Source organism: Ferrimonas kyonanensis DSM 18153 (assembly GCF_000425405.1).
Taxonomy (GTDB): Bacteria; Pseudomonadota; Gammaproteobacteria; order Enterobacterales; family Shewanellaceae; genus Ferrimonas; species Ferrimonas kyonanensis.
In genome coordinates, this window is record NZ_AUDJ01000011.1 from 188,491 (window position 1) to 202,303 (window position 13,813).

Consider the following 13,813-nt stretch of genomic DNA (forward strand, 5'->3'; position numbering starts at 1 on the left):
AGACGTTCATTTCGATCTATTTAATTAGGTTTAAGAAAAATTGAATAGCAATTAATTCCAGCGTGACATGATTCAAAATGTGAATTTTTTTCACTCCTTAAACTAAATGCAACGACACAAGGAATCCATCATGAAAAAAATTGCACTACTCTGCCTGGCCTCCCTGGCATCCTCTTCCGCCCTTGCAGAATCCCCCACTGTATACGGCCGAATGTGGTTAGGAACCACTTACTCCGATAACGGAATCGCCAGCAACGAAAAGGTCAAAGGCACGGCATTAGAGAGCTATTCCTCTACCCTTGGAATCAAAGGGAGCTACGACATCGCCCCTGAACTGGCGGTAATATACAAAGCCCAGGTTATTATTCAGGGCATGGACCAAGATAAGTCTGAAGATCCATTTAAAGCACACAACACCTATTTGGGTTTAAAAGGTAATTTTGGTGAGGTCGTATTTGGTAGAAATGACACTGCCTTTAAAAAGCTCGAAGGTGGAATCGATCAGTTTAATATTACCTCGGCGGATATGAGCAAGTTATTTGCCGGTAATGATCGCCTGTCTGACTCCGTCAACTATTACAGCCCGACCCTGGCAGGCGTGCGCTTTGGCGCCGTCTACGTCCTCGAGGATGACTTTCAGGGCAGCGCCGATCTGAATGATGCCAATAATTATGCCGTAACCATGACCCTGGGCGACGGCAAACTGAAATCCACCAATCATTACCTGGGATTGGGCTACGCCGATGGCTTGAATGGATTAAAAGCAGTTCGGGTTTCTGCCGGACTGAAATGGAACCATCTTAAACTGGGTGCCATCTATCAGGATTCGGAGTCCCTCAAATACACCAACCTCGAGGGTCAGTCCTGGTTGTTGAGCGCCGCCTACAGCATCAGCAAACAACACATCCTCAAAGCCCAGTTTGGCGGCGACGATTCCGGCCTGGGTAAGCTCACTAAGAATGCCGGTGCCTCACTGGGCGACGTCAGCGACAACCAGTCTTATGCGTACACGCTCGGCTATGACTACAAAGCCAGCAAACAGGTCACCATGGGCCTTATCGCTGCGTACTACGACGGCGAGTTTACCGACAATCTCGGCAAACAGAGCTTCGATGACACTCTGTTCACCGCCCACCTGAAGTACATGTTCTGAGTACCGGTGGCGGCAAATTCCCGGCCGTCCAATCCTCGCGTATGCTAAACTGGCGCCTTGTCATCCAGCAAGGCGCCACCATGAGCCACTCCCAACCCAATAACCCCCTGCACGGCGTTAAGCTGCAAACCATCGTCGAAGATCTGGCCGAATATTATGGCTGGACCGAGCTCGGTCGCCGCATTCCAGTCAACTGCTTCAACAGCAACCCGTCGGTGAAATCCAGCCTCAAATTTCTGCGCCGCACTCCCTGGGCAAGAGACAAAGTCGAACAGCTGTATCTGGACTCGCAACAGGACATCAACGACTGGCGCCAACAGCACCCAAGCTGAAACAACTGGTATAACCAGTTGAGTTGCCAGAGATCGACACTTGTTCGCATCGAGCTGACCTGTTATCACTGCTGGCAATCCTTACTCAACTCATAAGAAGTCGTTGTTTATGAAGAAACTCACCCTGATTGCCGCCCTCACTGCCGGCCTGTCACTCTCGGCCGTCGCCGCCACCGACATCGCCGGTGTCAAGGTCAACGACCAGATCCAGCTGCAGGGTAAGCCCCTGACTCTCAGCGGCGCAGGCATCCGCTCTAAGTTCTTCATGGATCTGTACGTCGGCTCCCTCTACAGCGCCGCGACTGGGGTGGACGCCGACAGCGTGATTCACGGCGAGCACGCCAGTGCCATTCGCCTCAACATCGTTTCCGGGCTGATCACTTCCGATAAGATGATCGACACCATCGAAGAAGGCTTTGAAAATGCCGCTGGCGACGACTTCGACGCCCTCAAGCCGCAGATCGACCGCTTTATTGCCGTCTTCAATGACAAGATCGTCGAGGGTGACCAGTTCACCCTGCTGTCGCTGCCCGGTGTCGGGGTCGAAGCCTATAAGAACGGACAATTGCTGACTCTGGTAGAAGGCGAACGCTTCCGTCAGGCGCTGCTGGGAATCTGGCTGGGCAATAAACCGGCCGACAAAGACCTCAAGCAGGAGATGTTGGGCCAATAACTCCGTGGCACCTTGATGAATAGAAACGGACGCCGACGCGTCCGTTTTTTTTATCGACCAGGAGGCCGGTAGCCCGCCAGAAACAGGCTCACCGTCTGCCGCAGGTAGTCATCGCGTTGACGAGCGTCCATCACCTGCTCCAATCCCAACTCACCGCGCATCTTATCCATGGTCTGCAACATCAACAGCAACTGCTGTGCCGCAAACAGGCAGTTGGGGATCGCCAGGATTCCGCGCTGATTCAACTGGATCAGATAGCCCAGCATCAACGCCTGCATGCGGCTGGGGCCGGCGCCATAGTAAAGCTCGGATAACTCCGGGTGAGTTTCGGCACTGCGAACGCAAGAACAATAGATATGACGCGCTTCGTGACTGAGCACCATGTCGCTGAACCTGTGAGCAAAATCCAGCAGCACTTCGGCCGGTTCGGCGTCGAGATCAAAGCCTTCCGGGGTCATCTGATGGCTGCTGCAGCGGCTCTCGATGCAGTGGACAAACAGGTCGTTTTTGTTACCAAAATGAGAATACACCGTCTGCTTAGAGACCCCGGCCCGTTCAGCCACCTCGTCCATGGAGGTGGTTTCCAGCCCGTTCTGCATAAAGAGTTCGGTGGCGGCTTCCAATATCTGGCAGCGTTTTTTGCTCTTCCTGTCGCAACCTGCTGATCCCATAAGCCCTCACAATAAAGTTACAACTAATTTACAAATCATACTGGACAGTCTAGTTTGATTCTACCAAACTAGACTCACTAGTCTAATTGTAAAGTGGTTGTTATGACAAGATTCCCATGGCTGACGGCCACAATGCTGGCCCTGACACTAAGCGGCTGCCAGCAGCCCGCTCCCCAGGCGGTGGATAAGGCACCCGCCGAGGTGTATGCCCGGTCGATTCAGATGCAAACCAGTTACCCGATCACCCATCGCTTTGTCGGCCGGGTCTACCATCCGCTCACCAGTGAGATCGGCTTTGAACCCTCAGGCACCGTCGATCGAATCGCCGTCGATCTGGGGCAAACGGTGAGACAGGGGCAAACCCTGGCCACTCTGGATACGCGACTGTTGCACAGCGAGGCGGATCAGCTTCGAGCCTCTCTGGCGCAGAATCAGGCCGATCTGTCCCTGACCCAAGCCACCCTCAAGCGGCAGTTATCCCTGTCCAAACAAGGCTACCAGTCAGAACAGCAGCTGGATGAACTTCGCAGCCAGCAGGCCCAGCTGCAGGCCCGACGCCAGCAACTGCAAGCCAACCTGCAATCGGTGGACATTCGGTTGCAAAAAAGCACCCTCACTGCGCCCTACGCTGGCACCATAGTCCAACGTCATCTGACTCAAGGTCAGGTCACCGGCAATGGCCAGCCCGCCTTTACCCTGGTGCCCGACGGCGCCGCCGAAGCCCGGGTCGGACTGCCGGTACGGCTGCTGTCGCGGCTGCCATTGGATCACCCGTGGCGCGCCAGCATTGATGGCCAACCTCTGGCACTGGACTACATCGGCCGCAGCGTCGAAGTGGATCCCACCACCCGCACCGTTACCCTCAGGTTTGCCTTAAGTCCAGAACAGAAATTACTCAATGGTCAGCTGATGTATCTGGAGGTGGAAGAGCAGATCACCGCCGTCACCGCTCAAGTGCCGCTCACCGCACTGACGGCCGGACTACGTGGGCTGTGGAATCTGTACGTGCTGGAGGACCTGGGCGACGACAGCTATCAGATCAGTCGCCGCGACGTTCGAGTGCTGCATGCCGATCAGCACCACGCCTGGGTCGAAGGGGCCATCAGCAATGACGATCGACTGATCACCACCGGCCTGCAGCGACTGGTCAGTGGCCAGCGGGTCAGAGTCATCGATGATCAGTCCCAGTTGGTGGTCAGTCAGACCACGGTGCTGGAGGGCACGTTGTGATTCGGGCCCTAGTTCAAAACCCCAGAGTCGCCGCCCTGCTGACGGCCTTGCTGCTGGTCAGTGGTCTCAGTGCTCTCTCCAATCTGCCCCGCACCGAAGACCCTAACCTCACCAATCGAGTGGCCGCCGTCATCACCCCCTACCCCGGCGCCACCGCAGAGCGGGTCGAAGCCCTGGTCACCGAGCCGCTGGAAGCGTCATTGCGACAACTGGATGAGATCAAAAACCTCACTTCGACCTCTCGTCCCGGCATCTCGGTGGTCACCATTGAACTGCAGGATCGGGTTATGGACGCCGACCCGGTCTGGTCCCGGGCCCGGGATCTGATCGCCGATACCGCACCGACGCTGCCCCAGGGCACCGCGTCACCGACCCTGGACGATCAACTGGCCTATGCCTTTACCCGCATCTTTGCTTTCACCTGGCAGGGACAAGGCCAGGCGGACGCCACCATATTGGGCCGCTATGCCGACGAGCTGGCCAGCCGCTTGCGGTTGGTGCCGGGCACCGATTTCGTTAAGGTGCTGGGCAAGATGGAGGAGGAGATACTGGTCAGTATCGACGACGCCGAGTTGTATGCCCTGGGACTTTCCATCGACGATCTTGCCGCCCAGATTCGGGCCGCCGACAGCAAAACCGCCTCCGGTAACCTCGAGGGTAACCGCATCAGGGCTCAGTTAGAGGTCTCCGGCGAGCTGGTGTCTCTCAACCGCATTCGTCAGGTGCCGCTGCGACCGGGTGATCAATTGCAGACCCTGAGGGTGATGGACGTGGCCAGTGTCAGTCGCAGCGCCAAGTGGCCACCTCAGGAGCTGGTACTCAGCCAGGGACAACAAGGGGTGCTGGTGGCGGTACGCATGCTGCCGGACACCCGCATCGACCGCTGGAACGATCAGGTGGAACAGACGCTGGCGCAGCTGACACCGCTGCTCTCAGGCAACGTCAGCCTGGACACCCTGTTTAATCAGCAAGGTTACACCGAGATTCGCCTCAGCGAATTGGTGGGCAACCTGGGGCTGGGCTTCATGCTGATCCTGGCGGTGCTGCTGGTGACCCTGGGCTGGCGCAGTGCCCTGCTGGTGGCCTTTGCCCTGCCGGTCACCGTGCTGTTTACCCTGTTCTGCATGCAGCTGTACGGACTGCCAATACACCAGATGTCGGTCACCGGTCTGGTGGTGGCCTTGGGGATCATGGTGGACAACGCCATTGTAGTGGTCGATGCCATCGGTCAACGCCGCAGTCGCGGCATGAGTGGCGTCGAAGCGGTGACGGCCACGGTGCGCCAGTTCTGGCTGCCACTGCTCAGCTCCACCCTGACCACGGTGCTGGCGTTTGCCCCCATCTTCCTGATGCCCGGCCCGGCTGGCGAGTTTGTCGGCGGCATTGCCCTGGCGGTGAGCTTTGCCCTGGTGGGATCCTACCTGGTTTCCCTGACCCTTATCGCCGGCCTCGGCGGCCGCTTTATCGGTCCCCGGCAAGGCAACCACTGGTGGCAGCAAGGCATAACCCTACCCTGGCTGGGGCAGGCGCTGCGCCGCACCCTGGCCATCGCCCTCGCCTGGCCAAAACTGACGCTGTTGGCGATGCTGATGATGCCGGCGACCGGCTTCTGGGCTGCGGGCCAGATGACGGAACAGTTCTTTCCCGCGGCCGACCGCGACATGTTTCATATCGAGGTGTTCATGCCTCAGCAAGCCAGCCTGCCCAACACCGTCGAAGCGGTCAGCGAGCTGGACAACTGGCTGCGCCAGCAAGCGGGGATTGAACAAACCAGCTGGACCTTTGGCCGCAACAGCCCGTCGTTCTACTACAACCTGTTGCAGCGTCGTCGCGGTGCCGCCAACTACGCCCAGGGGATGATCACCGCCACCGACTTCGAAGTGGCTAACCGGCTGATTCCACAGTTACAAAAGCAGTTAGATAGCCGCCATCCACAGATGCAGATTCTGGTCCGCAAGCTGGAGCAGGGCCCGCCATTCAACGCCCCCATCGAACTGCGGGTCTATGGTCCGGAGCTGGATCAGCTGACTCAACTGGGGGATCAACTGAGGCTACTGCTGAACCGGCAGCCGGACATTACCCAGACCCGCGCCACCCTCACCAGCGGCGCCGCCCGGGTCAAACTGGCCATCGACGAGGAAGCCAGCCTGGCCAACGGCCTGACCCTGTCTCAGGTCGCCGGGCAACTGCGGGCCTCCATGGACGGTGTGGTAGGCGGCACGGTTCTCGAAGGAGTCGAAAACCTGCCGGTACGGGTGCGACTCAATGCCCGGGATCGTAATCAGGCGGCGGATCTGGGGTCAGTACAGCTGATCAGCGCGTCGGCCAACCCCACCATGCTGCCGCTGTCGGCGGTATCACAGATGAGCATCGAGTCCGGCCGGGCCGCCATTCCCCGGCGCAATGGCCAGCGCATCAACAGTATCGAAGGCTATCTGGTGGCCGGTGTTCTGCCCTCCAAGGTGTTGGATGAGATCGATGCCGAGCTGGCCCAGTTTCGCCAGTCACTGCCGGCGGGATACCGGCTGGAGATTGGTGGCGAAAGCGCCAAGCGGGATCAGGCGGTGGCCAAGCTGATGTCGTCGGTCACCATCATCATGGTGCTGCTGATCAGCGTGGTGGTGCTCAGTTTCAACTCGTTCAGGCTGACCACGGTGATTCTGGCCAGTGCCGGTCAGTCTGCCGGTCTGGGGCTGCTGTCGGTATACCTGATGGGCTTTCCCTTTGGATTTAACGTCATCAACGCCCTGATGGGCTTGGCGGGTCTGGCCATCAACGCGGCCATTGTGATTCTGGCGGAGCTGGAGGAGAACCCGCAGGCCAGTGATGGCGATCCCCAGGCGATCATCGATACCGTGGTAGGCTGTGGCCGCCACATCGGCTCCACCACCATCACTACCTTTGGCGGCTTCCTGCCGCTGATACTGGCCGGAGGCGGCTTTTGGCCGCCGTTCGCGGTGGCCATCGCAGGAGGAACCCTGCTGACCACCTTCCTGTCCTTTGTGTTTGTGCCGGCCTGTTACCTGCTGATTCGGGGACGACGACGCCCCCAACCCCGGCCAGCGCTGGCGGCAACGGCCTGATTCAGCGGCCGCTGCCATTGATGATGCGGTTGTAGAGCTGATCTTTCAGCTCTACCCGCCGACTCTTCATGCGATTAAATTCGGTGTCACTGGTGGGGACGTCGTTCATCTCCAGGCCGCGAATGCGGTGATCCAGGCTGTGGTACTCTCTGGCCATGGACGCAAATTCGTCATCCTGATGCTTCAAGGTGTGGATCCGATCCTTATAATCCGGAAATTCATCCAGCAGGCTGTGGCTTTCTCCAAGCATGGCGGGCTCCTTTGTGTGAGCGTGAACGGTGCTATAAAGTTAGTCAAGGATCGTCGTCACTACCAGAGCCCATAGGCCCCGGCGCCCCCACCACACCAACACAAAGAAGCTAACTGTCTCTATTTCACCGCCTTATCATCCAAAGCCCGACGCAAACGTTGCACCTCCTCCTCGCTGAACGTCTGCTCGCGGATCAGCGATTCCACCATGGCCGCCTTGTGCTGATGCCAGTGCTGCAATTGCTGGTGCCCCTGCCTCTCCAACTCCGCCACCAAGGCCTGGGCCTGGGCCGCCATCCGCTCCCCCTCCAGGGCCAGAGTTTGTTGCAGCTGCTGCAGTTGCGCCCGCTCGGGCAACTCCGGCAGCTCAATCACCCGCACCCGCGCCGAGCGTGCATCGTCACTGAGCCACAGAGACCACTGCCCCGGCTGCGCCGCCATTGCCTGCAAGCGATGCAACCAGCTATCCCGGATTGACGGCTCCAACGTCGCCAGCAAGGCCTCCACCCGGCGCCAGTCCGGGGACGCCGAATCCAGGCTGAGATGACTGCGTTCGCCGACATCTTCAAAGGCCAGTGACAACCCGCCCTCGGCCTGTCGGGCGGTCAGCGACGCGGCCCCGGCTGCGGCCGACACCGACAGTACTGCCACAATGGCCAGATATCTTAATGTCATGAAGTGCTCCTTGTTCGAGGTAAACCCAACCTCAGCTAAGAAAGAAGCGTGCCAAGGTCGCCGGGGCCCGTATGCGCGCACCTGGGGCGCCACCGGTAGGCCTTCGCTCCCCATATGGGTCCCCCCTCTCCTCATATGAGCACCGACCGGCCTTGCCAGTGGTTCCTCGCGCCCAGCCGTGCTAACGTCGGCTTTGGCACGAGTCTTGATGGGCAATCCTTACGGAGGAGGAACCGATGTCCCTGAAACGTTACCTGATGATCGCCTTTGGCTCGCTCATATTGCTGTTTACCCTGATGCAGTGGCTGCTGATCCAGCAGCTCACCGGCGAATTTCGCGCCCAGCTGGCCAACCGCTCCGAAACCGTGGCTCAGCAGGTCGCCGAAGTCACCATCGACACCCTGCTGCCCACCGAATCACTGACGCTGCCAACCATGGCTCCCCTTGCGGCGACGGCCCCGCGGCCATCGGAGCCACTTCAGCCCGAGGCGGTGCCGAATCAACCGCTCCAATTGAATGCCGACATCGAGGCGGAGCTGCAGCGGGCGCGAGCCCAACTGGCCGAAGAGGAACAACGACAGCAGCAACGATTACAACAGCAACAACAGCAGATTGCCGACATCGAACAACGACTGGAGCGAGTGCACTCCCAACTGGAGCTGGAAGCCCACCAAAACGAGCTGCAACATCGCCTGCATCGGCTGCAGCAAACCGAGATGACCATCGACGCTCTCAGCGACGCCGGCGACTTCCTGTCCCAGCAGCAAGTGGAGGAGATTCGCGCCGCCGCCGAACGTGCCCGCGACGCATTGAAACAGCAAGCCAAGCAGATCCAGGTGGTGTTTCCGGATCAACAAAACCAGTTAATCATTAAAGGCCTGGGGGCTAACCTGGCGGTGCCGCTGGATTGGCAACCGCAGCAACAGATGCTGAACCGCTTCGTCGAACGGGTGCTATTGGTGCTGCTCATCGGTGCATTGTTGAGCCTGATCGGCGTGGTGCTGCTGTCACGCAAACTGGCGCAGCCACTGGAGCAACTGGATGAGGGCTGCCAGCGCCTGTCCCGGGGCGAACTGGGATTGCAGCTGCGCCGCAGCGGTACCCAGGAAACCCGCCGCGCCATCGACACCTTTAACCACATGAGCACCGAGCTCAAACGCAGTCAGGACCAACAGCAGCAGTTTCAGCAACGCCGGCACCTGGCCGAACTCGGCGAGATCACCCGGGGCATCGCCCACGCGCTGCGAAACCCCCTGCACACCATCGGCCTTCTGCTCGACGGCCTGCCCTCGGAGCAGGAACGGCTGAAAGGACAGATTGCCGCCAAACTGGAACACCTGGACACCAGCCTGTCGGCACTGTTAACCCTGTCCAGCAATGGCCTTGACCGTACCCAGACGGTGAAGCTGTTCCCCCTGGTGGAAGAGGTGAGGCTGGAGCTAAGCCAGGCCCAACACCCGGTTCACTTTGACAATCAGCTGCCCGAACAACTGACCGTGGCCGGAGCAGAGATCGAACTGCGAACCATACTGCATACCCTGATGGCCAACGCCCAGCAGGCCTCGCAACCGGATCAATGGGTGCGCATCCACAGCAGTCACAGCCAGGGACACCACTACATCTGGGTAGAGGACCAGGGCTGCGGACTCAGTGACGAGATTCGTCCACACCTGTTTGAGCCCCACCAGACCACCAAGCCCGAAGGCGCCGGCATGGGGCTGTACATCGCCCGCCGCATCGCCCGACTGTGGTATCAGGGCGACATCCTAATCGAAGAGCAACCGCAGGGATTGCGGGTCGGATTGGCCCTGCCACAACAGAGAGACACTCCATGAGCACCAATAGCGGACAGCGCATTTTACTGTTAGAAGACGATGCCACCCAGAGGGCATTATTGCAGCAGATGCTGCAACAGGCCGGACACCAGGTGGCGGCAGTGGCCGACGCCGACAGCGCCTGGCAGCAGCTGACTCAGGGTGAGTGGCAGATCCTGTTCAGCGACTGGAAGCTGGCCAGGGGGGATGCCGGCGCCGTCATCGCCCGGGCCCGGCGCCAATTCCCCACTCTGGGGATCATTGTCGCCACCGCCTACGGCTCCATCGACCATGCGGTGGAAGCGATCAAGATCGGTGCCGACGATTACCTGCCCAAGCCGTTTCAAAAACCGGCCATGCTGCTGGCCATCGACAAAGTCGCCCGCCAGCATCAATTAAAAGAGGACAACCAGCGACTCAACAACCAATTGCAGCGGCACAATCAACTGCTGGATATGGTAGGCGGCAGCGCGGTAATGACCCGGCTGTATCAGCGCATCGAGCGCATTAGTGCCATCAATACCACGGTGCTGATTCAGGGGGAGAGCGGCACCGGCAAGGAGTTGGTGGCCCAGGCGATTCATCGTCTGTCACAACGAAGTGGTGCCTTTATCGCCCTGAACTGCGGTGCCATTCCCGAAAGCCTGGCGGAATCCGAGCTGTTTGGCCATGAAAAAGGGGCCTTTACCGGGGCCGTCGGCGCCAAAGCCGGCAAGCTGGAAGCGGCTCAGGGCGGCACCCTGTTTCTGGATGAGATTGGCGAGTTGCCACTGACCCTGCAGACCCGGCTGTTGCGGGTGTTGCAGGAGGGCCGGGTCACCCGCATCGGCAGCCATAAAGAGATTGAGCTGGACATTCGGGTAGTGGCAGCCACCAACCGGGATCTGCTGGAGGAGGTTCAGGCACAGCGGTTTCGCCAGGATCTGTACTACCGCCTTAACGTCATTCCGGTCAGCCTGCCGCCGTTGCAGCAACGCCGGGAAGACATCCCGTCACTGGCCGAGCACTTTTTGTGTCATTTCAGCGACAAGTATCAGCAGCCGAAGCCCCAGTTGTCGGCTGCCGAACTGACGGCATTGGAGAACCACGACTGGCCCGGCAATGTGCGTGAATTGAGTAATTGTATGGAGCGGTTTGTGTTGCTGCAGGAGTTGGATCTGCAGCCAATTCGCTGCCAGGGCAGCATCGAACTGCCCGAGGCCGGCCTCAACTGGGAGAGCGTCGAAAAAGCCTACCTGCAGGCGGCGCTGGATCGTTCCGGAGGCAACCGAACCGAGGCGGCACGACTGCTGGGACTGGGTTACAAGGCCTTTTTGTACCGTTCCGAGAAATACGGATTAGGCCAGTAACCCGATGCTGTCTACAGGCCTTTATGGGTAAACAACATGGCGCGATCGGCCGCAAATCCCACCTTGATCTGCCGTTGATCGGTGCCCCAGACGCAGGTTTCGGTGCCCATGGAGCCAGAGCAGTCATCGGCCCGGCCAATCACCGCTTCCACATCGGCCTTGGACATTCCCAGTTCCAGCTTATCGTAATTTTCTTGCGTAATACGGCTGCAGCCACTGAGCAGCAGCACGGCGGCGACGGTCATTCCCATCCAGCGCATGTTCGATTCCCACAGTGAGTCTTTGCCCATCAATGTAACTTTTACCACTTGAAAAACCAACCAAAGAGTACCGGTTCACTTTGCAGGATGAATCCCATTATGCCGTTAGGTGCATGTGACCCCGATCAACCCTTTCGCAGACGAATTAATTTACTCTGTGCTGCACCAACTCCCGCGCCTGAACGACGCTTAAAAATAAAAATTAACAGGGGACAACATGGATTTCCGCTTCTGGAACATTGGCCGTCAAATCGGCGTTTCTGCTTTGCTGCTGACTATCCTCACCTTTTCCATGACCGGCTTCTTCGGCTACCGGGTCGCCGCCGACAGCCTTATCGAAACACTGCAGGAGTCCGAGGCCGAGATGGCCCGAACCCTGTCCGACACTCTGGATTTGCAATACAAACTGCTGATCAAACAGGTGCGCACCAATGCCGACCTGTTTGACAAGATGTTCTCCAATACCTTCACCCTGATGGACCGTCGAATCAACATCGCCGGCGCCAACGCTCCGGGACTGCGCCACGGTCGCAGCCTGGTCAACAGCGCCGTCGCCCACGTGGATCGCTTTGCCAACATGACCGGCGGCAATGCCACCGTATTCGTTAAAGACGGCGATGACTTTACCCGCATCTCATCGTCACTGCGCAAACAAGACGGTAAGCGGGCCACCGGCACCAAGCTGGGCAAGAACCATCCGGCCTACTCGCTGATCATGGCCGGCAAGTCCTACGAGGGTTACGCGACCCTGTTTGGTAAGCGCTACGCCACCAGCTACCGTCCCATCCGCGACGAAGCCGGTCAGGTGATCGGCATCCTCTACATCGGTCAGGACGTCACCGAGATGATGCAGTCCATGGGCGACGCCCTGGCGGCAATCACCATCGGCCAGACCGGCTACGTATCACTGCTGCGCTACGAAGACGGCGGTTTCATGTACCACCCGGAGTATACCGGCCAGAATCAAAGCCAGTTCACCGATGACCAGGGCCAGTCCATCTATGGCCCGGCCCTGGCCCAGAAACAGCGGACCGAGTCCAACTTCACCCGCAACGGCGACAGCTGGTACATGCTGGCGATGCCGGTGCCAGACGCTAACTGGATGGTGACCCTGCAGGTACCGGAGAAAGAGCTGAAACACGCCCTGCTGCCGCTGGCCCAGACCAACATCGGCCTGTCGCTGTTTGGTTGTGTGCTGATCACCGTCCTGCTGTGGATCATGCTGGCCCGCAACCTGAAGCCACTGACAGTGCTGTGCAAACAGGTCGAAGCCATCGGCCAGGGTGAGCTGAACATCGCCCTCAACAATGCCAGTGACCAGAGCAACAACGAGGTGCACCGCATCACCAACAGCGTCGCCTTTATGACCGCCAACCTGAGGGAGCTGATTGGCACCCTGCAGCAGTCCACCTCCAAACTGGAACAGTCTGCCGCCGACATGCAGAACGTCGCCGAGGTTAACGGCAGTGGCGCCCAGCAGATGATGCAGCAAACGGATCAGATTGCCGCCGCCGTCGAAGAGTTAACCACCTCGGTGCAGGAAGTGGCCCGTCACGCCACCAGCTCGGCCGAACAGACCGTGGCCGTCGACCAGGCCGCCAAAGATGGCGATCAACAGGTGGATAAAGTGATTGAGCAGATGCAGGCCCTGGGCAATGCCCTGGAGGGCGGCAATCAGGCCATCGGTCGAGTCGAAGAGGGCAGCCACGCCATCACCAAGGTGATTCAGGTGATTAACGAGATCGCCGAGCAAACCAACTTGCTGGCGCTGAACGCCGCCATCGAAGCCGCCCGGGCCGGCGAGCAGGGACGTGGCTTCGCGGTGGTCGCCGACGAGGTACGCACCCTGGCACAGCGAACCCAGAACTCCATCAGTGAGATCACCACCACCATCGAGCAGCTGCAGCAGCGCACCCAGGACGCGGTTGGACAGATGCACGAAAGCCGCAAACTGGGCGAGACCTCGTCGCAGCTGAGCGTTCAGGCCGGTGACTCGCTGACCGAGATCTCTCACAGCGTCACCGACCTGTCTCAGAACGCCACCTCCATCGCTACCGCCACCGAACAGCAGGGGTCCGTAGCCGAGGAGATTGCCCGCAACATTAACGGCATTACCGAGCTGGCTCGGGAATCGGAGCAAACCGCCGGTCAGACCGTCGATGCGTCCGAGCAGTTGACCTCCCTGGCGGCCGAGCTGAGAAATCAGCTGTCACACTTCAAGGCCTAAGCCGGCTTCACCACATAACAATCCCGCCACCAGGCGGGATTTTTTTGGCCCCGAATCAGCCCCTTTGAGCAAAGATAAGCGGGTCGTTCCGGACATA

General features: G+C 59.2%; 12 protein-coding genes. 8 read left to right on the forward strand and 4 right to left on the reverse strand.

The genetic code is table 11. From position 1 onward, the window contains the following. The first annotated feature begins 130 nt into the window (after positions 1-130). The 3 genes from H598_RS0105655 (at position 131) to H598_RS0105665 (ending at position 2,158) form a co-directional block, all read left to right on the forward strand. Positions 131-1,153 (forward strand): porin, encoded by a 1,023-nt coding sequence (locus H598_RS0105655; protein ID WP_028112148.1) that lies wholly within the window; start codon positions 131-133, stop codon positions 1,151-1,153. An 80-nt stretch (positions 1,154-1,233) separates the two neighbouring features. Further along, positions 1,234-1,485: a VF530 family protein gene (locus H598_RS0105660; RefSeq protein WP_028112149.1), complete on the forward strand. Its 252-nt coding sequence runs from the start codon at positions 1,234-1,236 to the stop codon at positions 1,483-1,485. A gap of 109 nt (positions 1,486-1,594) precedes the next feature. Continuing rightward, complete coding sequence (locus H598_RS0105665; RefSeq protein WP_028112150.1) at positions 1,595-2,158, forward strand: chalcone isomerase family protein; 564 nt, start codon at positions 1,595-1,597, stop codon at positions 2,156-2,158. A 50-nt stretch (positions 2,159-2,208) separates the two neighbouring features. On the opposite strand, the gene H598_RS0105670 is transcribed toward H598_RS0105665, so the two are convergent. After that, a complete protein-coding gene (locus H598_RS0105670; protein WP_028112151.1) occupies positions 2,209-2,829 on the reverse strand; it encodes a TetR/AcrR family transcriptional regulator in 621 nt (206 codons plus the stop codon). 102 nt (positions 2,830-2,931) lie between these two features. On the opposite strand from H598_RS0105670, the gene H598_RS23435 reads away from it, so the two are divergent. Both H598_RS23435 and H598_RS0105680 read left to right on the forward strand, forming a co-directional pair. Further along, positions 2,932-4,059, forward strand: coding sequence for an efflux RND transporter periplasmic adaptor subunit (locus H598_RS23435; protein ID WP_084144341.1), 1,128 nt, complete (start codon positions 2,932-2,934; stop codon positions 4,057-4,059). Continuing rightward, complete coding sequence (locus tag H598_RS0105680) at positions 4,056-7,142, forward strand: efflux RND transporter permease subunit (RefSeq protein ID WP_028112152.1); 3,087 nt, start codon at positions 4,056-4,058, stop codon at positions 7,140-7,142. The genes H598_RS23435 and H598_RS0105680 overlap by 4 nt, the downstream gene beginning before the upstream one ends. Position 7,143: 1 nt before the next feature. Here H598_RS0105680 and H598_RS0105685 read toward each other — a convergent pair whose 3' ends face one another. After that, the gene (locus H598_RS0105685) at positions 7,144-7,392 is read right to left on the reverse strand and encodes an HP1242/YdcH family protein (RefSeq protein WP_028112153.1); all 249 of its coding nucleotides are present in this window, start codon (positions 7,390-7,392) and stop codon (positions 7,144-7,146) included. Positions 7,393-7,511: 119 nt separating this feature from the next. Beyond that, positions 7,512-8,066, reverse strand: coding sequence for a hypothetical protein (locus H598_RS0105690; protein ID WP_028112154.1), 555 nt, complete (start codon positions 8,064-8,066; stop codon positions 7,512-7,514). A gap of 236 nt (positions 8,067-8,302) precedes the next feature. Here H598_RS0105690 and H598_RS23440 point away from each other — a divergent pair, with 236 nt between their 5' ends. Then, positions 8,303-9,901: a sensor histidine kinase gene (locus H598_RS23440; protein ID WP_035415484.1), complete on the forward strand. Its 1,599-nt coding sequence runs from the start codon at positions 8,303-8,305 to the stop codon at positions 9,899-9,901. Continuing rightward, on the forward strand, positions 9,898-11,229 hold the full coding sequence (locus H598_RS0105700) for a sigma-54-dependent transcriptional regulator (protein ID WP_028112155.1): 1,332 nt from the start codon (positions 9,898-9,900) through the stop codon (positions 11,227-11,229). Before H598_RS23440 ends, H598_RS0105700 begins: the two co-directional genes overlap by 4 nt. Positions 11,230-11,240: 11 nt before the next feature. Here H598_RS0105700 and H598_RS0105705 read toward each other — a convergent pair whose 3' ends face one another. Next, positions 11,241-11,489, reverse strand: coding sequence for a hypothetical protein (locus H598_RS0105705; RefSeq protein ID WP_051252465.1), 249 nt, complete (start codon positions 11,487-11,489; stop codon positions 11,241-11,243). A gap of 217 nt (positions 11,490-11,706) precedes the next feature. On the opposite strand from H598_RS0105705, the gene H598_RS0105710 reads away from it, so the two are divergent. Continuing rightward, complete coding sequence (locus H598_RS0105710) at positions 11,707-13,716, forward strand: methyl-accepting chemotaxis protein (RefSeq protein WP_028112157.1); 2,010 nt, start codon at positions 11,707-11,709, stop codon at positions 13,714-13,716. The last annotated feature ends 97 nt before the right edge of the window (positions 13,717-13,813 follow it).